At 43.2% G+C, this 25,796-nt stretch carries 20 protein-coding genes; 15 read left to right on the forward strand and 5 right to left on the reverse strand.

The genetic code is table 11. From position 1 onward, the window contains the following. Positions 1-169: 169 nt before the first annotated feature. The 3 genes from proX to proV are packed head-to-tail and all read right to left on the reverse strand — an operon-like array spanning position 170 to position 3,447. The gene (gene proX / locus R7R78_RS01435; RefSeq protein WP_005385703.1) at positions 170-1,177 is read right to left on the reverse strand and encodes a glycine betaine/L-proline ABC transporter substrate-binding protein ProX; all 1,008 of its coding nucleotides are present in this window, start codon (positions 1,175-1,177) and stop codon (positions 170-172) included. Then, complete coding sequence (gene proW, locus R7R78_RS01440) at positions 1,170-2,255, reverse strand: glycine betaine/L-proline ABC transporter permease ProW (protein WP_005377778.1); 1,086 nt, start codon at positions 2,253-2,255, stop codon at positions 1,170-1,172. Before proW ends, proX begins: the two co-directional genes overlap by 8 nt. Before the next feature lie 4 nt (positions 2,256-2,259). Further along, on the reverse strand, positions 2,260-3,447 hold the full coding sequence (gene proV / locus R7R78_RS01445) for a glycine betaine/L-proline ABC transporter ATP-binding protein ProV (RefSeq protein WP_005377777.1): 1,188 nt from the start codon (positions 3,445-3,447) through the stop codon (positions 2,260-2,262). A gap of 438 nt (positions 3,448-3,885) precedes the next feature. Here proV and R7R78_RS01450 point away from each other — a divergent pair, with 438 nt between their 5' ends. The 7 genes from R7R78_RS01450 to R7R78_RS01480 all read left to right on the forward strand — a co-directional run bounded on the left by R7R78_RS01450 (position 3,886) and on the right by R7R78_RS01480 (position 12,420). Beyond that, positions 3,886-5,766, forward strand: a complete 1,881-nt coding sequence (locus R7R78_RS01450; protein ID WP_213903507.1) for a DUF294 nucleotidyltransferase-like domain-containing protein — start codon at positions 3,886-3,888, stop codon at positions 5,764-5,766. After that, on the forward strand, positions 5,763-6,512 hold the full coding sequence (locus R7R78_RS01455; RefSeq protein ID WP_213903506.1) for a 3'-5' exonuclease: 750 nt from the start codon (positions 5,763-5,765) through the stop codon (positions 6,510-6,512). Before R7R78_RS01450 ends, R7R78_RS01455 begins: the two co-directional genes overlap by 4 nt. Positions 6,513-6,704: 192 nt before the next feature. Then, entirely contained in the window at positions 6,705-8,363 is a 1,659-nt protein-coding gene (locus R7R78_RS01460; RefSeq protein WP_005377772.1) for a BCCT family transporter, read from the forward strand. A gap of 314 nt (positions 8,364-8,677) precedes the next feature. After that, the gene (ectA, locus tag R7R78_RS01465) at positions 8,678-9,211 is read left to right on the forward strand and encodes a diaminobutyrate acetyltransferase (protein ID WP_005393379.1); all 534 of its coding nucleotides are present in this window, start codon (positions 8,678-8,680) and stop codon (positions 9,209-9,211) included. Between the two features lie 34 nt (positions 9,212-9,245). Continuing rightward, positions 9,246-10,511, forward strand: a complete 1,266-nt coding sequence (gene ectB / locus R7R78_RS01470) for a diaminobutyrate--2-oxoglutarate transaminase (protein WP_170897114.1) — start codon at positions 9,246-9,248, stop codon at positions 10,509-10,511. A gap of 14 nt (positions 10,512-10,525) precedes the next feature. Further along, a complete protein-coding gene (locus tag R7R78_RS01475; RefSeq protein WP_005377769.1) occupies positions 10,526-10,912 on the forward strand; it encodes an ectoine synthase in 387 nt (128 codons plus the stop codon). Between the two features lie 86 nt (positions 10,913-10,998). Beyond that, positions 10,999-12,420, forward strand: coding sequence for an aspartate kinase (locus R7R78_RS01480; protein ID WP_005377768.1), 1,422 nt, complete (start codon positions 10,999-11,001; stop codon positions 12,418-12,420). Positions 12,421-12,609: 189 nt separating this feature from the next. Here R7R78_RS01480 and R7R78_RS01485 read toward each other — a convergent pair whose 3' ends face one another. Continuing rightward, positions 12,610-14,175, reverse strand: coding sequence for an arylsulfatase (locus R7R78_RS01485; protein ID WP_005377767.1), 1,566 nt, complete (start codon positions 14,173-14,175; stop codon positions 12,610-12,612). A gap of 388 nt (positions 14,176-14,563) precedes the next feature. On the opposite strand from R7R78_RS01485, the gene R7R78_RS01490 reads away from it, so the two are divergent. Continuing rightward, positions 14,564-16,894 (forward strand): tetratricopeptide repeat protein, encoded by a 2,331-nt coding sequence (locus R7R78_RS01490; protein ID WP_225472878.1) that lies wholly within the window; start codon positions 14,564-14,566, stop codon positions 16,892-16,894. 46 nt (positions 16,895-16,940) lie between these two features. Here R7R78_RS01490 and R7R78_RS01495 read toward each other — a convergent pair whose 3' ends face one another. Beyond that, positions 16,941-17,729 (reverse strand): formylglycine-generating enzyme family protein, encoded by a 789-nt coding sequence (locus R7R78_RS01495; RefSeq protein ID WP_033905216.1) that lies wholly within the window; start codon positions 17,727-17,729, stop codon positions 16,941-16,943. Between the two features lie 178 nt (positions 17,730-17,907). Between R7R78_RS01495 and R7R78_RS01500 the strand changes: the two genes are divergently transcribed. The 7 genes from R7R78_RS01500 (at position 17,908) to R7R78_RS01530 (ending at position 25,788) form a co-directional block, all read left to right on the forward strand. Continuing rightward, complete coding sequence (locus R7R78_RS01500) at positions 17,908-19,233, forward strand: anaerobic sulfatase maturase (protein WP_130546078.1); 1,326 nt, start codon at positions 17,908-17,910, stop codon at positions 19,231-19,233. A gap of 53 nt (positions 19,234-19,286) precedes the next feature. Beyond that, complete coding sequence (locus R7R78_RS01505; protein WP_225472879.1) at positions 19,287-20,384, forward strand: hypothetical protein; 1,098 nt, start codon at positions 19,287-19,289, stop codon at positions 20,382-20,384. Between the two features lie 162 nt (positions 20,385-20,546). Further along, positions 20,547-21,548, forward strand: a complete 1,002-nt coding sequence (locus R7R78_RS01510) for an HAD family hydrolase (RefSeq protein WP_225472881.1) — start codon at positions 20,547-20,549, stop codon at positions 21,546-21,548. 184 nt (positions 21,549-21,732) lie between these two features. Further along, positions 21,733-22,506, forward strand: coding sequence for a DeoR/GlpR family DNA-binding transcription regulator (locus tag R7R78_RS01515; protein WP_225472882.1), 774 nt, complete (start codon positions 21,733-21,735; stop codon positions 22,504-22,506). Positions 22,507-22,517: 11 nt separating this feature from the next. Further along, complete coding sequence (locus R7R78_RS01520; RefSeq protein WP_054579456.1) at positions 22,518-23,558, forward strand: oxidoreductase; 1,041 nt, start codon at positions 22,518-22,520, stop codon at positions 23,556-23,558. Then, entirely contained in the window at positions 23,555-24,025 is a 471-nt protein-coding gene (locus tag R7R78_RS01525; protein ID WP_053306491.1) for a heme-degrading domain-containing protein, read from the forward strand. Before R7R78_RS01520 ends, R7R78_RS01525 begins: the two co-directional genes overlap by 4 nt. A gap of 185 nt (positions 24,026-24,210) precedes the next feature. Continuing rightward, entirely contained in the window at positions 24,211-25,788 is a 1,578-nt protein-coding gene (locus tag R7R78_RS01530) for a sensor domain-containing diguanylate cyclase (RefSeq protein ID WP_225472883.1), read from the forward strand. The last annotated feature ends 8 nt before the right edge of the window (positions 25,789-25,796 follow it).

Raw genomic sequence — 25,796 nt, forward strand, 5'->3', positions numbered from 1 at the left:
TGTTGTGTTGTTTTTAGCAAAGCAAGCGTGAAATAAACGTGAATTATAATGTGGGTTTATGGTCGAGTAGTGTAAGTGTTGGTATGTCTATGTAAGGGGGAGGGGCGTTTGTGTAAAAAAAGAGCCAGTTAATAACACCAACTGGCTCTAGAGATTGATAAAGGCATGATTACATTGCGGCTTTCTTCGCTTCTTCGACCCATGCGTCGAACTTTTTCTGGTTCGCTTTGATCCAACCATTTACATGAGACTCGATGTCCGCTGAGCTGTTCTTACCTTGGCTCATCATCATATTCTGAGCACTAACATCATTGATATTTAGTTTGATGATTTCAAACAGCTTTGCAGCAGCAGGGTTGTTTTCTGTAAACTCTTTATTGGCAACGATGCGCATAGAGTTCATCTCGAAGCCGTAGTTCTTACCGTTCTCTAGTGTTGTATCAATGTCCTTACGCTCACCAGGAAGTGAAGAGAATGGCACTTCTAACCACACAACATCTTTCCCCGGAACTAAAACGCCACTTACCCAGTACGGTGTCCAAGTGTAGTAAAGAATCGGATCGCCTTTTTTGTAACGTGAGATCGTATCAGCGATAATCGCCGCGTAGTTACCTTGGTTGTGTGTTACTGTGTCACGAAGTTTGAAAGCATCCAACTGATGCTCAACAACCATTTCACAACCCCAACCTGGGTTACAACCAGTTAAGTCCGCTTTGCCATCGCCGTTTGCATCGAATAGCTTCGCCAATTTTGGATCTTTTAACTGACCAATGTTAGTGATGTTATATTTTTCCGCGGTTTTCTTATCGATCAAATAACCTTGCGCAGCACCACTTACGTATTGGCCTTTACGGAAGAACTTATCATCACCGCCAGACATCGTGTACTTATCGGCGTGAAGAGGGAACCAACCAACCGCTAAGAAAGTAGCATCACCTTTAGCAATAGAGGTGTAGCCTACGTTGTAGTCCACTTCTTTGGTCGGTTTAACATCGTAACCAAGCTCTTCAAGTGCGCGGTTTACGATCAACGTTTGAAATGTTTCTTCTGCAACGGTTGATTGAACAGGCTGAACAGTGACACCTTCACCCGGTAGTTCACTTGCCACACCATAAGTTGAAAATGCGATAGTACTTAGAGCTCCAACAGAGAGCGCTTTCTTCCATGAATTATTCATTGATGTTTCTCCTAAGTTTTAGATCGTCTTGGTTCGTCTTTGTTTTCAGTTTTAATAGGTATGAAACAGGACCTGTGTGATACCAGCGAAGTTTAGTGTTGCCCGCATTAACCCCTAACACCTGGGTGATACGGTCTAACAAAATCGCAAGAATAACGATGCCTAAGCCACCAACAGCAGCAAGACCCATATCAAGTCGGCCAATACCACGAAGTACCATTTGGCCTAAGCCGCCAACAGCAATCATTGAAGCAATCACTACCATAGAAAGTGACAGCATTAAGGTTTGGTTTACACCTGCCATGATAGTTGGTAACGCCAACGGTAACTGGATGCGATAAAGCATCTGTTTTTTGTTTGCCCCGAAAGAGTGGCCAGCTTCGATAAGCTCTTCAGGTACTTGCTGAATACCCAAAATAGTCAGGCGCACAACGGGAGGCAGGGCGAAAATGATCGTTACTACTACGCCAGGAACGTTACCAATACCAAACAACATAACAATTGGCACAAGGTAAACGAACGCGGGAGTCGTTTGCATTGCATCTAATATTGGCCTAACAAATTTGGCAGCGGTTTGGCTCCTTGCCAACCATATCCCCATTGGTAGCCCTATAAGCAAACAGAAGAAAACGGCGGTTAACACCAGTGCTAGCGTTGTCATCGCTTGTGACCACGCACCAATTAGGCCAATGAAAACAAGGGATACAAGAGTAGAAAAACCAAGTTTTACATTGGAAAACTGCCACGCTAGCAAAAATAAAATGAGTACCATTATAGGCGCAGGTGTAGACACCAAAGCAGTTTCAAACGACGTTAGAATAAAGTCGATTGGAACTCGTATTGCTTGGAAAACAGGTCGACCATGTTCCACCAGCCAGTTCAAACCGGACTCTACCCAGCTATCGAGGGGTAAAACCGCATCTTGGAATGGGTTCATAATATCGAATGGCGCTTGCTCTACAGTTTCTGAGTTGAGCCAATCATTACTTGGTGCGGCCTCTGTACCTTGCGACCAAGGATCATCTTGCGCAGGAGCAGTATTTGACCAGGGATCATTGTTAGTTTGCTCTGAAGACATCGTGTTAATCCTTATCTAGTGTTTGTAGAAGACGTGATTTAGTCACGACACCAAAGTAAGTTCCTTTCTCATCTACGACAGGCACGGCATAAGGAACACCAGCAACCAGACCCAAAATGTCATTAATTGACTGATCAGGCTGAAGAGTAACTTCATCCGGTAATTGAGCACTGGCTAACGAACGGTTTTCTTTATGAGCCAAACGTAGTGAATCAAGAGATACGATGCCGGAATATCGGCTAGATTTATCGACGACAATGCCGTAATCACGGTCGTGATCCATCAGAATCTGCATCGCAGAGCCTGGACCGTCATTTTCCGATTTCTTAAAAACAGCCGCTGGCTTCTTGCGCGCGATATCTTTTGCTGTCAAGACACTTGCGATGTTTACGCCGCGGAAAAACGCTTCGACATAATCATTTGCTGGACTGTGTAATATTTCATCAGGTGTACCAACCTGAACAACCTCACCGTTTTGCATGATGGCGATACGGTCGCCAATGCGCATTGCTTCATCCAAATCATGAGAAATGAAGACAATTGTGCGTTTGTCATCGTTCTGTAGACGAATAAGCTCATCTTGCATCTCAGAACGGATCAATGGGTCTAAAGCGGAAAACGCCTCATCCATTAATAGGATGTCTGGATCACAAGCTAACGCTCTCGCTAAACCAACGCGCTGTTTCATACCTCCGGATAATTCGTCAGGGAAAGATTCTGCATAAGGGTCTAAACCCACTCTTTCTAAGGCGGAAAGGGCACTTTTCTGACGCTCATTAACGTCGATGCCGGCAAGTTCTAAACCAAAGGCGGCATTTTCAATCACCGTCATGTGTGGCATGAGTGCGAAACTTTGAAACACCATTGAGATATTGTTACGACGAACTTCTCGAAGTTCATTTTCGGAGATGTGGGCGATATCTCTTCCTTTGAGATAAACACTGCCTTTAGTCGGCTCAATGAGCCGGTTAAGAAGTCGAACAAGGGTGGATTTCCCGGAGCCAGAAAGGCCCATGATTACGAAAATTTCCCCTTCATTTATGGTGAGAGATACATCGTTTACGCCGACTGTTAAACCTGTCTGTTCAAAAATACCGTCTTTATCGACGCCTTTGTCGATAAGCGAGAAGGCTCTCTCTGGGTCTTCTCCAAACACTTTATACAGTCCCTTAACTTCCAGTATGGGATCCATGTTATCTGTCCTTTTTCGTGTGTTTATAACTGTTTAACGATTTGTACTCTAATTAATTTTAGTTCAACTTTCAACGAAAGGGGGTTGGTTAACTAGTTCTGCCGTGCATAGAGAATTCGTTGAGCAAGGTATGTTCAATTCTTATTTTTTATATTTAAAACAATTGCTTGTGATGTGTTTTTATCCACCATAACGTTGCCCTGACGTAGGGTTGAATTTATTTTGAATTTTTTTGTACATTTCAACTCAACTCGCTTGCATAGATATAAGCTGTGATAGCTTAGAACTCTACATGTAAAAAGGTTAGAGCTCTAATTTTTGGTTAAGGCTTGGTCCTGTGAAATCGGTTAGGTACTGTTATCCTTAGATTTATTTATTGCTTGATTTCACTCAGGGTGATATTTATCGCTGTAGTTTAGGCAACGTATGGAATAAAAAATGGAAGCCGAACAGTTAGAAGTGCTCAATTTCATTAGCCAGTACCCACCTTTTGATGACCTACCTGAAGAGCAGCTTAGAAAAATTGCTCTCAATGCCGAGGTTGCATACTTTCGGCAAGGAACAAAAATCCTTAACTTCGGAGATACGATCCGCGACTTGTATATGGTGAGAAGTGGGGCGGTAGAGATTTATCGACGTAAAGGTGAACTCTATAACAGGATTGATGCTGGTGGACTGTTTGGTCAGATGGGGTTGTTGATGAACAACCGCGTACGGATGCCAGCCAAAGCGATAGAAGACACTCTCGTTTACTGTATTCCGGAAAACATCTTCAATGAACTTTGTGATGAGTTTGAAAACTTTGCGGACTACATGGAACTGGAAGATAGCGCGCGTTTGCGAAGCGCAATATCTAGCCGCTCCGAAAGCAATGACTTTACCACCGCTAAGGCACGTAAAATCTTAGCAAGAGAGCCAGTAACTCTGGAGGCAACGGCTTCAATTCAGGAAGCTGCGATACTAATGGCAGAGGAAAATGTCACCTCTCTGCTCATTATTCGCCCGACAGAGGAGCTCACAGAAGAAGATGACGAACAGCTGCTTGGAATATTGACTGATCGCGATCTTTGCATTCGCGTACTAGCTCAGGGTATTGATACCAATATTCCAGTGAGTGAGGTCATGAGTTATGACGTGGTTTCATTGGATTATAACGCCTATGTGTTTGAGGCCATGTTAACCATGTTGCGTTACAACGTGCATCATTTACCAATTTTAAAAGATAAAAAGCCGATAGGAATTATTGGCATGACGGACATCGTTCGTTATGAATCTCAGAACAGCCTATTGCTAGTGAGCTCTATTTTTCAGCAAACCAGTGTCGAGGATCTCAAGCAGGTTTCTGAACAAGTAAAAGACTGTTTCGTAAGAATGGTCAATGAAGATGCCAACGCGCACATGATTGGTCGAGCCATGTCGGTTATAGGCAGTAGTTTCAAACAACGCCTCGCTGAATTAGCTGAGCAAGAGTTCGGCCCAGCGCCCATTCCTTATTGTTTAGTCGCAATGGGTTCAATGGCGAGGGATGAGCAGCTAATTGTAACGGATCAAGATAACGCGCTTATTCTCGACAACAGTTATGACGTTGAGATTCACGGAGAGTACTTTGAAAAGTTTGCTAAATTTGTTTGTGATGGTTTAGCGGCATGCGGCTATGCTTATTGTACTGGAGACATTATGGCTACCAACCCAGAATGGCGAAAAACTCGTGCAGAATGGGAAGAATGCTTTGGAAACTGGATAGACAATCCAACCCCTGAGAGGTTGTTAAATAGTAGTATCTTTTTTGATCTCCTCGGTGTGCATGGGCGAGTGAAATGGGCGGAGCAATTAAGCAGCTTTATTGTGAGACGAGCGAAAAGAAATAACCGCTTTCTTGCTTGTATGGCGTACAACGCAATACGTAGGACGCCTCCACTGGGCTTTTTCAAAGACTTTGTGATGGAGAAAGATGGTCGTCATCGCAACTCGATTAACTTGAAGCGAAGGGGGACGGCTCCGTTGGCCGATTTAATACGGGTGCATTCTCTGGCAATCGGTTCCCGATCGCAAAACTCTTTCGACCGTTTAGATGACATTAATGATGCTGGCATTTTACCGAAAGGTCGAGGTTTGGATTTAAGGGATGCGATGGAGCTAATCTACATGGTTCGAATTCGTCACCAAGCCCTTGATATAGAAAATGGAGAAGAGCCAGACAACAACATTGAGCCGGAGAACATGTCTGAATTTGAACGTCGAAACTTAAAAGCAGCATTTCAAATTCTAAGTAACGCACAGAACTTCATTAAGTTTCGATACCAGAGAAGTAGCAAATGATGTGGTTCTCAAAAAATGTAGAAAAAGAACAGCTGTTGTTGGATACATCCCAGACGCCAGAGTGGTCAATGTTGTTCAAACAACTCGCTAAAGAAGCGAAAGACGAGAGGCTCAAACGCTATTATTCGACACCGATGGTTAATGGGGAAACACCAATTGAACAAGTGCCATTTGTCTCGGTAGACTTTGAGACAACAGGATTGAACTCGGAAGAGGATGTCATTCTCACGATCGGACTTGTGCCGTTTACTATTGATCGTGTTCAATGTAATGGCTCTGCTCATTGGGTCGTTAACCCAAACAGAGAGTTAAACCACGAGTCTGTCATTATTCACGGTATCACTGACTCTGAGGTTAAAAACGCGCCGCAGCTGTCTCAGATCTTGGGTGAAATATTGGATGCGTTGTCAGGCAAAGTGGTACTTGTTCACTACAAGAACATTGAAAGGCAGTTCTTTAATAACGCCTTGCTAAATAGCATCGGAGAGGGGATACAGTTTCCTGTTGTTGATACGTTAGATATTGAGTATGCGATACAGCGCCGTGAATGCAGAGGTTTTATCAATAAGTTGAAAGGCAAGAAACCCGGTTCTGTACGATTAGGGCACGCTCGTGAAAGATATGGCCTCCCTGCTTATCAACCTCACCATGCCCTGACGGATGCGTTAGCAACTGCGGAGCTGTTTCAAGCACAACTGCAGTATCACTTTAATCGAAACATGCCAATATCTTCGGTTTGGCAATAGGCGTTATTTATGGTGAAAACAATAAAATGCAATGAGAGATAGGGGGCTTTAAGATTATGATGGCGGATTGAGTAACCGCTTATAAGAACAATGTTTTATGAACATGTGCTTGGTAGTGATGAAGACGTTTCATTACTCGAACTCCGACAAAAGTAATTTAAACTTGGTCACGTATTTTTAAGGAGATTATCCGTGAGCACCGATAATAACGGTGGCATTCAACGCCCCGATGGAAAAGTAAACGCAATAGATACTGACTATCAAATTGGTCAGGATAACGTTGCGCTAAAGGTAGGCCCATTTGGCCTTGATATTCACAACCGTGTTTTTGCAATTTCTGGCTTAGCAATCGTCATGTTTGTTGTGATAACACTATTATTCCGAGAACAGGTAGAGCCGTTTTTTGCAGACCTACGAGCGGGTTTGTTGCACAATTTAGACTGGTTTTTTCTCGCTTCAGGTAATATTTTTGTCATTGTCTGTGTCGGATTGATCTTCACACCATTGGGCCGTGTGCGAATCGGTGGTACTGAAGCAACACCGGATTACTCCTATGCCGGATGGTTGGCAATGCTATTTGCTGCAGGTATGGGCATTGGTCTCGTGTTCTTCGGTGTATCAGAACCGATGTCCCATTTTAGTTCTGCGATTGGTGGCGTGAGCGTTGAGAATGGTGTACGTACTGACTGGGCACCGCTAGGTGGTGCAGAGGGCGATGCAACTGCAGCTTCGGCATTAGGGATGGCTGCGACGATTTACCACTGGGCACTTCATCCGTGGTCAATATACGCGCTCTTGGCTCTTGGGCTGGCTATCTTTTCATTTAACAAAGGTTTGCCACTCACCATGCGCTCAATTTTTTACCCTTTGTTTGGTGAGCGTGTATGGGGTTGGACTGGTCATATTATCGATATTCTTGCAGTGGTAGCGACGGTTTTTGGTTTAGCAACATCGCTAGGCTACGGTGCATCTCAAGCCGCAACGGGTTTGAACTTCCTGTTTGATGTCCCAATGACCAATACGACGCAGGTTATATTGATTATTGGTATTACTGCGCTCGCTTTAATCTCTGTTGTGGCTGGACTCGATAAGGGCGTGAAGATCTTATCTGAAATCAATATGGGTCTTGCAGCACTGCTATTGCTATTTGTTATTGTTGTTGGCCCGACGATTGCGATTTTAACTGGTTTCTTCGAGAACATCGTTTCCTATGTGGCTAATATCCCTGCCTTATCTATGCCATTTGGACGAGAGGATGTGAATTACTCTCAAGGCTGGACGGCGTTTTACTGGGCGTGGTGGATTTCTTGGTCACCATTTGTGGGTATGTTCATCGCACGTGTGTCTCGCGGTCGTTCGGTTCGTGAGTTTATTATTTGCGTTATTCTTATCCCATCTTCAGTTTGTGTGTTATGGATGACGGCTTTTGGCGGTAACGCAATTAGCCAATACGTTAATGATGGCTATGAGGCGGTGTTTAACGCAGAACTGCCTTTAAAACTTTTTGCCATGTTAGATGTTATGCCATTGGCTGAGATAACATCTTTTGTCGGCATTATCTTAGTCGTGGTGTTCTTCATTACCTCTTCTGACTCAGGATCACTGGTTATTGATACTATTGCTGCGGGCGGTAAGGTCGATGCACCAACGCCACAACGCGTGTTCTGGTGTACGTTTGAAGGTTTGGTTGCGATTGCATTGATGTTGGGTGGTGGTCTAGCTGCTGCTCAAGCAATGGCGGTGACGACTGGTTTACCATTTACTATTGTTTTGCTTGTTGCAACGGTATCTTTGATAAAAGGTTTGATGGATGAACCTCGTCCAAAGGCGGTTTCTAAGAAATCAAAATAACTAGTATCAGCAGTTAAATTATTGATAAAAGCGGTATGCGAAAGCATGCCGCTTTTTTTTGGATTTCTATTTTTCTCTGAGAAATGAACAGCATGGAAAATGGTCTTATTCTGGTTGTTTTTTGTACTGTGCATTTAGGTGACTATTTAATAAATTAGACCTCGAACTATTTTAACTTTTGGTTAATAGGTTTATTTTTGTGATTCGTATCACAAAAATACCGATAAAAAGGCGGATTATTTGATTTTTAGTCGCGAGGGATGCCCATAATAAAAAGGAAATTTAATTAGACCTCAAAGGATATGTATTTTCACATGATCACATCAGCACCTTGGGTCCTTTATCCAGAGATTGGAGAAGACTCAAGTAAAAAATGGATTTTTCGTGAGCCTAAAATCTCTGATGGTGACGACATTTACAGCTTGATTGCAGACTGTCCTCCATTGGACATGAACTCATCTTATTGCAATTTCCTACAGTCTACGCATTTCAGCAAAACCAGTATTTTGGTTGAGCAAAAAGGCGAAATCGCAGGTTTCATTTCCGGTTATCAGAAACCAGACGAGCAAGACGTTTTATTTGTCTGGCAAGTTGCAGTCTCACCTCGCTTTAGAGGTCATGGTTTAGCATTCCGCATGTTGAAAGAACTTCTCACCCGAGAGGAATTAGGCGGTGTTAAATCGGTAGAAACTACCATCACGGAAGATAATAAAGCCTCTTGGGCACTATTCAAAAAGTTAGATGCGATGAACGGCAATTCTGGCCAAGTAAGCACATTTTTGGATGAAGAAGCCCACTTTAAAGGCAAACACGATACAGAATATTTGTATCGCATTCCTCTCAAATAATCCTCAAACAATAGGAATTAAAAACGGTCTCATCATGGATATTTTCAAAAAGCAGGAATCCAACGTACGCTCATATTCAAACAATTTCCCGGTCGTTTTTCGTAAAGCGAAAGGCTGCTGGCTAGAAACAGAACAAGGTGAACGATACTTAGACTTCCTTGCTGGAGCGGGATCTCTAAATTACGGCCATAACAATCCAGTACTAAAACAAGCGTTGCTTGAGTACATTGAAATGGACGGTATTACTCACGGTTTGGATATGCACTCAGAAGCGAAAGCATCGTTTCTGGAAGCGTTGGATACTTACATCCTTAAACCAAGAAACTTGGATTACAAGGTTCAGTTTACGGGCCCAACAGGTACTAACGCTGTTGAGGCGGCATTGAAGCTGGCTAAAAAAGTAAAAGGCCGCGACAGCGTCGTTGCGTTTACTAACGGCTTCCATGGTTGTACTGCTGGCGCACTGGCTGCAACGGGTAACCAGCATCACAGACAAGGTAACGGTTCTAGTCTAAGTAACGTCACTCGTATTCCATTTGAAGGTTACGCTGGCGTAGATGGTCTCGCGCTGTTCGAAACCATGCTAAATGATAACTCTGCAGGTATAGATAAACCAGCCGCTGTACTTCTTGAAACTGTGCAGGGTGAAGGTGGTTTAAATGCTGCTTCAAACGAGTGGTTACAACGTTTGAGCAAAATCTGTAAAGCCAATGACATTCTTGTGATTGTCGATGACATTCAAGCAGGTTGCGGACGTACCGGTACTTTCTTTAGTTTCGAGCCGTCTGGTATCCAACCGGATATCGTGACGCTATCGAAGTCGATCGGTGGTTACGGTTTGCCGATGGCTGTCGTATTACTTAAGCCTGAGCTTGACCAGTGGAAGCCAGGCGAGCATAACGGTACGTTCCGTGGCAATAATCACGCCTTTATTACTGCTGCAAAAGCACTAGAAATTTACTGGGCAAACGATGATTTTGAAACACACATCAAGCAGTGTTCAGACAAGGTAAGTGCTGTTATTGACCGTTGTGTTCGTCGCTTTCCACAAATGTTTGTGCAGAAAAAAGGCCGCGGCATGATGGTTGGTATTGAATGTATCAATGGTGACATGGCATCTGAAATTGCGAAAAACTGTTTCGAGAATGGAATGGTGATAGAGACAGCGGGTCCAGACGATGAAGTTGTGAAGTTCTTCTGTCCACTAACCATCAGCGAATCAGAGCTAGATCAAGGACTAAGCATCTTTGAAAATGCAGTAGAGACTATCGCTGCGAAACATTTCAAACAAGCATCTTAATAAGGATTTTAATTATGATCGTCAGAACTCTAGATGAATGCCGCAACAGCGAACGACGTGTTGTTTCAGATAACTGGGAAAGTGTCCGCATGTTGTTGAAAGACGACAACATGGGTTTCTCTTTCCACATCACAACGATTTATGAAGATACAGAAACTCATATTCACTATCAAAACCACCTTGAATCGGTGTTTTGTATGAGTGGTGAAGGTGAGATTGAAGTTGTAGGTGGAGAAACGTACCCAATCAAACCAGGTACATTATACATCCTTGATAAACACGATGAGCACTACTTGAGAGCTTATAAGAATAAAGAAATGGTAATGGCGTGTGTGTTCAACCCACCGATTACTGGCGCTGAAGTGCACGATGAAAACGGTGTTTATCCTCTCGTTGACTAAAAGATGATGGTGGGGTGCTTTGCCACCCCACACTTTACTATCTCTTCTTTTTTCTTTTTAAAGTTACCAATCAAAAAAGGCTTATCATGACATTTACCGTAGAAAAAATCGGCGGTACATCAATGACAGCATTTGATGCTGTTCTCGACAATATTATTCTTCGTCCCAAAACGCCATACAATCGTATTTTTGTCGTATCTGCATACGGTGGTATGACCGATGCGCTGCTCGAGTGTAAAAAAACCAGTAAACCAGGCGTTTATCAGCTTATCGCGAAACGCGACGACAAATGGGAAGAAGCGTTAGCGTACGTTGAAAGCCGTATGTTGCTGACCAATGAAAATATTTTTGCGGACCCAATGAATCGTATCCGTGCGGATAAATTCATTCGCTCCCGCATTGCTGAAGCGAAAAACTGTATCGCGAATATTTTAGAAACCTGTCAGTACGGTCAATTTTCGTTGCGCCAGTACTTGCCTCAAATTCGAGAGTTTCTCTCGTCTATCGGTGAGGCACATAGTGCTTACAACACAGCACTAAAACTAAAAAATATGGGTATTAACGCTAAGTTCGTTGACCTGTCTGGTTGGGATAATCAAGCGCCAAGAAGCCTTGATGAGTCGATCAGTGACGCGTTTGCTGATATCGATGTATCAAAAGAACTGCCAATCGTGACAGGTTATGCTTACTGTAAAGAGGGCCTAATGCACACTTATGACCGAGGTTATAGTGAGATGACATTTAGCCGAATTGCAGCAATAACAAAAGCGGATTTAGCAGTAATTCACAAAGAGTACCACTTGAGCTCAGCGGACCCACGCGTTGTTGGCCCTGAAAAAGTATTACCAATTGGTAGTACAAACTATGACGTAGCGGACCAACTTGCGAACCTTGGCATGGAAGCTATTCACCCAAATGCCGCTGCGGGTTTGCGTGAAAGTGGTATTGAGCTACAGATTAAAAATACATTCGAACCTGAACACGAAGGTACTTTAATCTCTTCAAGCTATCGTCCGGAAGAAGACAAAGTCGAGATCATCGCAGGTAAAGAAAAAGTATTTGCACTGCATTTGTTTGACCAAGCAATGGTAGGAAAAGCCGATAACGTTAGTTACGAATTGATGGAAATCATCTCCGATGCTCGTGTAAGTTTGGTTGGTAAAGAGATGAACGCGAACTCTATTACTTACTATCTAGGTGGCAGTACAGATAGCTTAAACAAAGTATTGTATAAAGCCGAGAAACGTTATCCGAATGCCTCGATTAAAGGTCGTATGGTCGCGCTTATCTCAGCCATCGGTTCACAAATTGATACCAACAAGACGTTGGCAAAAGGTGTACTTGCATTGATGAATAATGGTGTTACGCCAGTTGCACTGCACTCATCATTGAGAAATGTAAATGTTCAATTTGTTGTCGGTGATAAGGAATACCAGCACGCGATTTGCGCATTGCATGATGAGTTTTTCCAAAGTAGCAGTTTAGCTAAATCGGTTAATGTGGCTTAGTTTATCCACGGTTAAAATACAAAGGAGAGCAGGTTAGCTCTCCTTTTTTTGTTTTTCAGTTTGTACTCACAATGCCCGCTTTGTATAGGCTAAACAGGCGATTTAAGTAAGTTCCTGTGTGGCGATACATATAAGCCAGCAGAATGGTCTGCTGGCTTAATGTTACTGATTAACTAACGTTAACTTAGTTTACTTAAACTTGCTGATTTCTTGTTCAACTTTGTCTAGTTGCTGCAGCTTCTCTTGCATTTTTAGAGAGTCGTAGTTTAGTGAAGCAGGGTTCATCGCTGTGCCACGTTGCATTGGGTATTCTGGAAGTGTTTTAAAGAACTCTCCCACAACGTCTTGAACAGGTACAAATAGCCACATGTTGTCAGCCATCCAACGCAAGTACATTTGTGATTCGCTTGGGCCTTTTTCGAATGGGTCAGCGCGTAGGTGGATGATTTTAGGCCAGTTCGGAGCAAAACGAACTGCGTTACTTAGGTTCCCTTCAAGCGTTGCAAAGTGAAGTTTCCAGTCATTCCAGCGGACAGCGTTTAATTCACCATTAGACGTAAAGTAAAGCAGCGACTCACGAGGGCCTTTTTCTTCCTTACCTTCAAAGTATGGCATGAAGTTATAACCATCTAAATGTACACGCCACTCTTTGCCATTTGCTTTGTAGCCTTCTGCCAGTTTTTCTTTTACATCAGGTACGCCAGCAGCTGCCAATAATGTAGGCAACCAGTCTTGGTGTGCCATCATTTCATTGATCTTGGTTCCTGGCTTAATGACGCCTGGCCAACGAACCAGTTGAGGAACACGCATACCGCCTTCCCAAGTTGTACCTTTTTCACCATGGAATGGTGTTGCGCCACCATCTGGCCAAGTCATGGTTTCTGCGCCGTTGTCCGTTGAGTAGATAACGATAGTGTTGTCTGCAACACCTAGCTCATCCAGCTTGTCGAGTAAAACACCTACATGATCATCATGTTCCAGCATACCATCGGCATAAATGCTTACACCTGATTTACCTTGGTATTTTTCCTGCAAGCGAGTCCAAACGTGCATACGAGTGGCGTTATGCCAAATAAAGAAGGGTTTATCCGCCTTAACTGCTTTTTCCATAAATGCCAAAGAGCTCTCTAGGAACTCTTCATCTGCGTGCTCCATACGTTTTCGTGTCATCGGGCCAGTGTCTTCAATCTTACCGTCGGCATAAGACTTAATGACACCACGAGGGCCATAGTTTTTACGAAACTCTGGGTCTTTAGGGTAGTAATAAGTTTCAGGCTCTTCTTCTGCGTTTAGGTGATATAAGTTACCGAAGAATTCGTCAAAGCCGTGTTTGGTCGGTAAGTGCTTATCTTGGTCACCTAAGTGGTTTTTACCAAATTGACCCGTCATGTAACCTTGTTCTTTTAACAGATCTGCAATGGTTGGCGCCCAATCAGGTATACCGTGGTCAGAGCCTGGCATACCAATTGTTAACAAACCCGTACGAAATGGCTCTTCACCTGTAATAAAGGCCGCGCGACCAGCAGTACAAGACTGTTGTCCGTAGTGATCTGTGAACAACGCGCCTTCATTCGCTATACGGTCGATGTTTGGCGTTTTGTAACTCATCATACCTTGGTTGTATGCGCTGATATTCCAGTAGCCGATATCGTCACCAAAAATTGCCAGAATATTCGGTTTGTCGGCTGCCATAGCGGCACTGGACGCCGCTAACAGTCCTGCGCCTACAGCGATTTTGCTCAATTGATTTGCCATAAAAACTCCAGTTTGTTGAGAGTAAAGATAAGCACAAGTGAGCCTTATGCTTAGTTGCTGCATAAGTTAATGATGTATATAGAAAAATCCTCTTATACTCGATATAACCATAAGTTATTGCTAGGTTGTAACCATTTGTTAATTAAAAAGAAATAGGATTGTTCTGTTAGTTTGTAGAGATTCGTAAAGTAGATTTAGATCACTTAAGAGCCTTATTTTTATTGCGTAGTAGAAGAGGGGATGGAAATGAAAAACAATAGGATGCTCGCTTGTTTTACGGTCCTAAAGCAATACTAAAGTCGTTATGTATTGCTTGTAATTATTTGTATAACCAGTGATTTAGTGTCTATATTGATTTAGGTTGTACATTATAAATATAAGGATATCTATGAGTCAGTGGGCAGGCCGGTTTCGCATTTTATTGCTGGTCAACGTTGTTGTCAGTTTTATGGCTTTTTCTCAAGAGTTATTAACAGAGAAACCAAATATTCCTTCAGGCTTAAATCCAGAATATGCTGGCACACAAGCTTGTATAGATTGCCACCAAAACGAGGTGGAGGCCTGGAAAGGGTCACATCACGATATGGCCATGAAGCATGCAAGTACAACCTCTGTGCGTGGTGATTTTGATAACCATGTTGTAACGCACAAAGGAATGCCTAATCGTTTTTTTAAAAAAGGCGACGAATTTTGGGTCAATATTCAAGGTGCTGACGGGCAATGGCGTGACTATAAGATCAGCTATACATTTGGCTGGGAGCCATTACAGCAGTACATGGTCGAGTTTGAAGATGGCCGCGTGCAGCTTATTCCTTTTGCTTGGGACACAAGAGCTAAAGTTGAAGGGGGACAGCGTTGGTTTCATCTTTATCCAGAAACGACAACAACGGATGAATTCTATTGGACCAATACCGGGCAAAATTGGAACTTCATGTGTGCTGATTGCCATTCAACGAACCTAAAGAAGAATTACGACGCTGACAAAAACACTTACAACAGCTCATGGTCAGAGATTAATGTGGGATGCGAAGCATGCCATGGTCCCGCTAGTCAGCACATAGAACTGGCCAAGAAATACAAAAATGCTGGCACTTCTTTTGAGCATGACAGCCATTATGGCTTTGATCGAAATTTGTCTAAAGCAGTGTCGGATTGGGTGTTTGAGGAAGGCCATAGTACGTTACAGCCGAAATCAATTGAAGCAACCAATCAAGTGCAAACATGCGCTCAATGCCATAGTCGCCGAACCCAGTTAAATGAAACAGGTGATCATGTTAAAGGTTCTTTTTTTGATAAATATCGCTTAAGTCTTATAACACCTGAACTCTACTATCATGATGGACAGATTTACGACGAAGATTATGTTTATGGTTCGTTTCTTCAATCTGAAATGGCGGAGAAGGGGGTCACGTGCACTAATTGCCATGATCCACACACGGCAGAGTTAACGATCCCAGAAGAGGCAGTATGTTCGCAATGCCATATTGCATCGGAATATACACCTGAAAAGCATACCTTTCATAAGGCTGGATCTGAAGCATCGCAATGTACGGCTTGTCACATGCCAGAAACGACTTACATGCAAGTCGATCCTCGTAGAGACCACAGTTGGCATATTCCACGACCGGATTTGAGCAAACACATTGGAACGCCCAATGTTTGCATGTCATGCCATGAAGATAAAAGCAATCAATGGGCCGATGAACAGATAGCAGAATGGTACCCGAATTCGAAGTATCGTAATCAACAACATTTTGCTGTCGCATTTTATGCGGATTCAATTGGTCATCAAGGAGCAGCAAATGCGTTGGCATACTCTGCTCAGGATTCGTCTTTAAAAGACATTATTCGCGCCTCAGCCCTGGAGAGAATGGGGGGCAACACTGACCAAAATACAACAGTATCTTTGGCTAGGGCCGTTAAGAATGAGAATGAAATGGTTCGATTAGGGGCAATTTCAGGCTCGTCTGGTTATGAATTTCATGATCGGTGGCGGATTCTAGAGCCATTGCTTGGTGACCCAGTGCTTTCAGTGAGAGCGGAAGCTGCCTCGGTGCTGGTAGCGAACTACGCACAAATGACCCCTTTACAAAAAGATATCACTAAATCGCCTTTAGAAGAGTACATGGAAATTCAAGAGTTTAATGCCGATCGTGGTTTCGGAAGAACCAATTTGGCGAATGTGTACCGCAGCTTAGGTGAAATTGACAAAGCGGCCGAGCTGTATAAACAAGCGATCAGCATCGAACCCTATTTCGAAAATAGCTACGTTAACCTAGCAGATTTGTATCGTCACCTAGGTAAAGAAGAAGCTGCGCTCACGGTGCTACAACAAGGGATGAAAGCTCAACCTAAATCCAGCACATTACCATACAGCGCAGGTCTTTCTTTGTTACGTCAAGGCAAAGCCGATGATGCGAAAAAGCTACTTAGACGCGCCGCCGAAGTTGGTGAAACTAATGCGCATTATTGGTACGTGTACGGTCTAGCTTTAGAAAAAAGCGATGTTCTAGAAGCCAGTAAAGCGTTGCATACAGCATTTGAAGTCGGTGGCAATCCACAACACTTGTTTGCTCAATGCGAGGTTCTAGCGAGAAATCATAAAAAAGGTGCTGTCGCTTTTGCTTTCGATAGGTGCATACAAGAGCTTAGTCACTATGCACCTAAGCAAGCTATTGATCAGCTTAAAGCCTCTATTGTTGGGGTCAATAGGAGCTAATTACCAAAAGTGGAGCTTTTATCGCTCCACTTTTTTCTTACTTAGTTTAATCAGCGTCTTTCGCTAATCTCAGCCCCATGTCGGACATGATGACTGACTGGCTAGCAAAATCGCGACGATAGTTTTCGGATTCGTCAGCATCATAGGCAAAGCTACCACCTCGTACAGACTTGTGTGCCAGGCTTTCTTTTTCATCTTTTGCGTTTACCGGATTATCACTTGGTGCTGATTTGTAATAGCCTTCATCAAACGCATCAATAACAAACTCACCAACATTACCCGTCATATCGTATAAGCCAAGCTCATTCGGTTTTTTCTGACCTACCTTGTGTGCCTTATTGTTTGAGTTACTGGCATACCAGGCAACGTCGTTAATATCATCAGACCCCGCGTAAGTGAATCCTTGACTTAGATTCCCCCCTTTCGCTGCAAACTCCCATTCTGCTTCTGTGGGTAAACGATAGTGCTCTCCCGTTTTTTCATTCAATTTCTTTATAAAATAATTGGCTTGTTGCCAGCTAATGTTATTCACGGGCGTATTTGGGTTTCTAAAATAACTCAGAGAAGAGCCTGTAACCGATTCGAATAACTCTTGGGTTACCTCAAATTTTGCCAAATAGAAATCATCCACGCGAACGGTGCGAGCCGGGCGCTCGGATTTATTTGCTGATGGATTATCCGAGCCCATCATAAATTGCCCACCTTCAATAAGAACCATATCTTGATCGATTTTTTGAGCAAGAGGGCTAGGTTGTGTTGTTGCACATCCAGTGATAATTAGCGAAATCGAAATAGTGGCACCAAGGTAAAGAGTATTACTTTTGGAATGCTTCATAGGGGAGCTCCATCAACATTTATGATCAAAAAATTTTATCAGGCAAGTCTATGAAAAACAGTTATACACACTATAACAAGCGCCACGAATAATTGAACATTATCATCACACTAGGCGATTAACTTAATGATTAGTCTTAACGCCGTTGGGCGCAGGCTAGCAACTAAGAAGGTGATGAATGCACATAACTCAAGGTCCGCAGTTCAATGGAAAAGCATCCAAGCGATTACATGTCATGGCGAAACCTATCGGTGCAGTGTGCAATATCGATTGCACCTATTGTTACTACCTAAGCAAACAAGATTTACTTGAGTACAAGCCAGGCTGCTCACCAGTCATGGATGAGGAAACGCTCGAGACCTATATCCGTCAATATATAGCGGGACAGAATACACCTGAAATCATTTTCTCTTGGCAGGGTGGTGAGCCGACAATGCTAGGTTTGGATTATTTCAAGACAATTGTTGAGCTACAGAATAAATACCGTCCCGATGGTATTACGATCTCCAATGATCTCCAGACTAATGGCACACTGCTTAACGATGAATGGTGTGAGTTTTTAAAGGCGAACAACTTTCTCGTCGGTTTAAGCATTGATGGCCCAGAAATGATGCACAACGCTTATCGAACAAACCGAGCTGGTAGAGGCACATTCCGGCAAGTTATGAATGCGGTTGAATTATTACATAAGCACGAAGTAAAGTTTGCTACGCTCACTTGTGTTAACAACTTGACCAGCCGTAACCCACTTGAAGTTTACCGATTCTTGCGAGATGAAGTACGCTCCCCTCAAATGCAGTTTATTCCAATAGTTGAGCAGAAAACATTCAGAACAACCGCCCCTCAAACCTGGGAGCCAAACGAGCAACTAAAACAAGGAGATAAACGGTTGATCCCAGGTCATAAAGATGCCGTTGTTGAGCCTTTTTGCGTTGCGGATGAAGCATGGGGAAATTTTCTGATCGCGATTTTCAATGAATGGGTTTTACACGATATCGGCAACGTGTTTGTTCAGTACTTTGAAGCCAGTATCGAAACCTGGATGGGCAGAAAAAACCCACTGTGTACGTTAGGTGAAATCTGCGGGAAAGGCTTAGCAATGGAGCCTAATGGTGATGTGTTTGCGTGTGATCATTACGTGTACCCAGAATATAAGGTTGGAAACATTCATCACGAAAAGCTCGATACGCTCGCTTATAGCTCTGAGCAGCAGAAATTTGGGTTTGCTAAAAGTCGTACGCTGCCCCAACAGTGCCTTCAATGTGATTATCAATTTGCATGTTTTGGAGAATGTCCCAAAAACCGTTTTATCCGTACTAGGCAAGGTGAGCCTGGTCTTAATTATCTCTGCGCGGGTTGGAAGAAGTTTTTTACCCATGTTGATCAGTCGATGGCGTACATCTTACGAGCAACAGGTAACCCAGTGGTTCACGGTAAATACAGTGACCAGATTCTACGCCAGCAAGCTACTCAAACACAGACTGTGTTTGAAACGAAGTTTTAAGATAGTCACTACGCCTGCTACAGGCCCGGAAATGAAAGAATATAGGTTATTGAATGCAAAAAATTAAGCTGCTCTCTAAATCATTACTCGTGATCTCGATCGGCATTGCTGCGAGTCAAGCAGCAGTGGCACAAGAAACAACATTGCTAGACCCAGATCAAGTATCGCCGACAACGGTTGTGACTCCACAAGAAGCTCAAATGACACCGGCGCAACGAGTCGAAAAGCTGTCTTATGATTCGCAAAATAAAAAGTTGTCTTCAGAAAAACGTATTGATGCTTTACGTGAGTTAGCCAACTATCCAAGCCAAAATGCATTGGTTGCAGTTGCGCGTGGGTTGCAGGATGAAGATGCAGGTATTCGCGAAGCTGCGATTGTGGGAGCACAGCCATATATGATTGAGCACCGTTGGCGTTTGATTTCACCATTATTGAGTGATGACGCCGCCATGGTGCGAATTACAGCCGCGATTAACCTCGTTCGAGATTACGCCAATTTGAGTTCAGAGCAACAGCAGTCACTTGAAGGGCCTGTTTCAGAGCTGACAGCACACTTGTCCAGTAAGAACGATAATGTTTCCAAGTTATTACTTGCAGACGTTTACCGTTGGCATCGTGATTGGGATAAAGCGGCGCTGATATACCCAGAGTTAACTAAGCTTGAGCCAAACAACCCTCAAGTTTGGTTAAGCTACGCAGACAACTTCCGAGCGCAACAGCTAGACCAGAAAGCTATCAACGTGCTTGACGAGGGTATCAAGCTAAATTCAGAAGATGCCTCGCTGCATTATTCTAAATCTCTCGCTTTGGTTAGATTAGACAAAAAGAAAGAAGCGGCGTTTGAAATAGACAAAGCTGTGACGATGGCAAAGACAAACAGTTACTTTTGGTACTTAAATGGTGTTCTGCAAGAAGAGTTAGACTTGAAGAAGTCTGTCAACGCTTTTGAGCAAGCGTATTTGATATCCGGTGCTCCAGAACAATTGTATGCCGTGTGTGACATCTATGTTAGATACGGCAACCCTAAAACGGATGACTGTTTAACAGAGCTAACGAAGGTCGCTCCCGACTATGTTATTGAAGAGCTCAATCAGAAAAAGGGACGTAAAAGTGCCCCTACATCAGTTGAAGCCAATGAATTTAAACTTTAATCGTTAAATTCCATGTTTCTATTTTAATAAAATAGTGGACTAGATTGGTGACATTGTCACTTTTTGGTGGCCGTTGCATATTTCAGTTCAATATGCGCCTGTTTCAATTGAACTATACTTTTGATTGGATTCGCACCTAGCACCTCAATATAAGGAATTAAGATGGCTATAAAGTTAAAGGCGATTGTCTTAGCAACAGGTTTTGCTCTGTCTAGTTACGCTGTTGCTGCTGATATGCAAGATCCACTTCCGTCATGGAACAACACTGACGCTAAGCAAGCTATTATGGCGTTTGTTACGAAAACAACGACCCAAGGTTCGGATTCCTATGTGCCTGAAAGCCAACGAATCGCGACGTTTGATAATGATGGAACACTTTGGGCAGAAAAGCCTGTTTATCTACAGTTGTTTTTTGCGATCGATAGAGTAAAAGAAATGGCCTCTGAGCATCCTGATTGGAAGACAACCGAACCCTTTGCTTCCGCATTAAAAGGTGACATGGAGGGGATTGGTAAACAAGGACTCGAAGGTGTAATGAAGCTTGTTATGGCAACCCATTCTGGAATGTCTGCTGAACAGTTTCATCAAGAAGTTAAGGAATGGTTGAAAACGGCTGTCCATCCAACAACGGGTAGACCATACACTGAAATGGTCTATCAACCTATGCTCGAACTGCTCGACTATTTAAGAGCTAACGACTATCAGACCTACATCGTTTCTGGAGGCGGAATTGAATTTATGCGCGTTTGGGCGCCGGAAGTATACGGCATTCCAACGCAAAACATCGTGGGAACGACGTTAAAGGCGGAATATCAAAGTGTTGATGGAAAACCTACCATCCAACGTATGCCGGAAATAGACTTTGTCAATGACAAAGCAGTAAAGCCTGTGACGATCCAAAACTTCATTGGCAAACGTCCGGTAATGGCGTTTGGTAATTCTGATGGTGATTTACAGATGTTAGAGTGGACGAAAGCAGGTTCAGGTCCAAGATTTTCTGCGATTATCCATCACACGGATGACAAGCGCGAATGGGCGTATGATAAAGATTCTCATGTTGGTAAGTTAGATAAATCGTTTAAAGTAGGTGAAGAGCAAGGTTGGCTATTTGTCGATATGAAACAAGATTGGAATCAAGTGTTTAAAGAAGCCATGAAACAATAGCTCACTAATCATGATGAACCCTACGTAGAAATTTTTGTGATGGGGGATGATGATCATCAGTACGCTTACCATTTCTCTAACAATTTATGTTCAGTGTCTGTTCCAACCATTTTTGTTGACCTACGTTGGTTATTTGATTGATATGTGGCATCATGACTTGAAACCACTTAAGTGAATTTAAGTTATGACACAAGAAGAAAGACTCGTAGCGCTCAGAGCGAAGCTGGAGCAGCAAAACAAAGTAACGTTGTCTGAAGTTTGTGAGTACTTTGGTATCTCGCGAGATTCAGCTCGCCGAGACTTAGTTAAGTTGAGTCAGCAACCTGGGTTACAAAGAATACGAGGTGGTGTCATGCTTGCGCCGATCTCTTCCCATACCGAGGCATACGCGAGTCGACCCGTGAGTGACGTTAAACATCGACTGGCTCAAGCTGCCGCAGCGTTGTTGGATGAGCGCGACCATCTTGTTATTGATACCAGCACCATTTTATCTCTGCTCCCACTCTATGCAGGAAAAGCGTGTTGTGGAGAAAACAAGCTCAACGTCGTCACTAACAGCATTGATGTGCTGACTGCTGCTGAAACAAACGACATAATGGACGTTCATTTCTTAGGCGGACACTTTGACCCTTATGCCAGAGCAGTTTTAGGGGCGCAAGCAGAGCAGCAAATGCAGCATTATCACGTGAACAAAGCGTTCATTGGCGTGTGTGCATTGTCATCCCGAGGGCTGACAACAAATAGTTTGTTAGAAGCAACAATGAAACAAGCGATGATTGCTCAAGCTCAGCAGGTCATCGTCGTTTGTGAATCCCGAAAAATTGGTAGCGACAATTTCCACCACGTATGTGATTTGTCAAAGATCGACATCATTATTACCGATCATCCCCCTCAATCAGATTTTCAACAACTCCTCGATCACAATGATATTGAATGTATTGTTGTGTCACCGAAATAAGGAATCTTAGAATGGCTTACGATCCCGTAAAAACCGCTGTGATTGGTTACGGATATTCAGCAAAAACGTTTCATTTACCCTTCATTAAATCGCTACCAAATTTAACGCTGAGCGCGATAAGCTCTCGTCAACAGGAGGCGGTTCAAAATGATTGGCCAGATGCTAAGTGGTTTTCTGATGCGAATACTTTACTCGATGATAGTGATGCAGAGCTCGTAATCATTACTGCGCCAAATGACGTACATTACGAACTTGCAAAGCGTGCGTTGAACAATGGGAAACACGTCATCGTCGAGAAACCGTTTGTTACTCGGATAGAAGATGGTAATGAACTTATCGCATTAGCCGAAGAGAAAGGTCTGGTGCTGAGCGTTTTTCACAATAGACGTTGGGATGGAGACTTTCTCACGGTTAAATCTCTTATCGAACAAGGTAAGTTAGGTGATATAAAGCTGTTTGAGTCGCACTTTGATCGCTACCGTCCTGAAGTTCGTCAACGCTGGCGAGAGCAGGCTCAAGATGGCGGTGGTATTTTATTCGACCTTGCTCCTCATCTTCTCGATCAAGCATTGGTGTTGTTTGGCTTGCCAGATGCGATAGACGCACAATGTCGAATGATGCGCCCGGGTGCGACGACGATTGATTATTACAACTTGATACTTCATTACCCTGAGCATATTGTGCACTTGCATTCAAACTTGTATAGCCCAGAGCCGAATCTCCGCTACAAAGTATTGGGTACGGAAGCTAAATATGAAAAGTTTGGATTAGATCCTCAAGAGGGCTACTTAAAAGAAGGCCGTTTGCCGGAAAACGATGCTTGGTCGGAAGAAGATGAGGCGTTATACGGCGTCCGTTACGACGAAGACGGTGCGCAAACTATCAAAACGGAGAGAGGCGCGTACCAAGCTTACTTTGTTGGTGTGGCAGACGCCATTCGCTTGGGCACTGATAACCCGGTTCCTGCCGCTCAAGCAGTACAGAATATCGCTCTGATTGAGATGGCATTGGAAAGCAGTAAAACGGGTAAAACGATTCAGGTGAAACCATGAGTTTGACGCTTGAACTCGTGGCCCTGCAAGAGCATGAACTTCAGTTGGCGGAATTTAATCACCATATTGCGTGGTCTATCGGCCTCGCTCTAAAAGAAGAGGCTGAAGCTCGCGGCGCGGCTGTTGCTATTGAGGTTTACGGCTTTGGACAAACGCTATTTCAATACGCGATGGCAGGAACCTGCGCTGATCATGTAGATTGGGTCCGTAGGAAGCGAAACTCAGTATTAAGGTATGGCCACAGCTCTTACTATCTTTCTCTGTACAACAAGCAAAAGCAACGTGATTTCGAAAATCAGCCTCATCTCGATGCTCGTGAGTACTGCGCTCATGGTGGCGCGTTTCCAATTCGGCTTTCTGGGTCTGGTTTGGTTGGGGTTGTGACGGTATCGGGTTTACCGCAGTTAGATGATCATCAGCTAGTTGTGGATATATTAAAAACGATGACAGAGACAAAACCCTCTTAAACGCCAAATATGAAAGTAGCACGGTTTCTTTATCGTGCTACTGAATTCTCTTTTTAGCTCATAAAGTGTTCTTTAATGTGAGCAAATATTAACATTGATCCCAACTTACTACCTGAAAATCAAATCAATTTCATATAACCTATACGCTCATTCATATAGAAAGCCTTCAAAGTTGGCCATTGGCAATGTCTTTTAGAAGAAAAGAAAAACTCAATCTTAGAAATCTTATTGTCACCCTATGTGTGTTCAGTGTGCTTGTCACTTTGATCAACGCATTCTACTCGATTTATCGTGTTCAAAGGGATCTCATCATCAATAACACGTTAGAATCAAACCGTGTTTACGCCCAAAAAATGTCTGAAATGACAGACTCTTTCATAGAAAGCTCAATGTCGCAGCTAAAATACAGTGCGAACGTGCTAAAAGACAAGATGCATGACGCTCAGCTTCTTGATAAAGAGGCTGAGAGATTAAGAACGCAAACCAAATCATTTAACTCTGTGGTTGTCGTTAATGCAAAAGGGGTTATTATTTCTGTATCCCCTGAAACACTTCAGGTGAAAGGTGTAAGGTTAGTGGGTGAAAGAAAACGCCAGTCTTTAAACGCTCAAGCACCGGTTGTTACTGAACCATTTATATCGCCAGCTGGAAATTACTTGTTAACCATCTCATACCCTATATTTTCTCAATCTAATGAATATTTAGGTTATATCGGCGGCACTATTTATCTAGAAAAAGAAAATATTCTTGCAGAGTTACTCAGCCAGCACGCATACAAAGATGGTTCTTTCCTTTACGTTGTCGATGAGAGTAACACTCTGATTTATCACCCAGATCAGTCGAGAGTTGGTGAAGTAATCGACGATAATGAGGTAATCAAAGCGGTGACGATGGGGCAGAGCGGTAACAAAGAAATTGTTAACTCTCGCGGCGTCGAAATGCTTGCTGGTTATGCACCAGTAAAGTCATCAGGATGGGGAATTGTTGCTCAGCGCCCGAAATCGATGACGTTATCTGTGCTAGATGAACAGATGTGGAATGTTTTCCTTAAGTCGATTCCAATTGGTTTATTAACTTTGTTGCTAATTTGGTTCTTGTCCCTTCTTATTTCTAGACCACTTTGGCAGTTAGCTGGTGCTGTGCGAGGTGTCGAAGAACATTCATCCTCTATCGATGATCTCAAACTGGTTAAGTCTTGGTATTTTGAGGTCTCACATTTGAAGCTTAGCTTTCTTAAAGCATTTGGTATCGTGTCAAAAACCATTGATAAGCTGCAACTGGATACATTAACAGATTCGATGACTGGGTTATTGAATCGACGTGGATTAGATAAAGTTCTTGGTTTGTTTAAGCAGGAAAATACCGCGTTCTCTGTTTTGGCGCTAGATATTGACCACTTTAAGAGCGTAAACGATAACTATGGCCATGACGTGGGTGACAATTTACTTAGAGAGTTTGCGCAGTTAATGAAAGACCAAGCTCGCTCTAATGATCAGCTGTGTCGTTCTGGCGGTGAAGAGTTTATGATGTTTTTGGAAAAAACAGACGTAAACCACGCTATGGATGTTGCAGAGCGTATTAGACACAACGTGGAACAACATGACTTCCAAGTCGTTGGTAAGGTCACGGTTTCGTTGGGCGTTTCTCACTGGAAAGGCAATGACACACCAATTGAAGCGGTAATGAAAGACGCCGATAATGCACTTTATAAAGCGAAACATAATGGAAGAAATAGAACGGAGTTGGGTGACGACGCACAATAGATATTGCG

This window comes from Vibrio sp. 2134-1 (genome assembly GCF_033339495.1).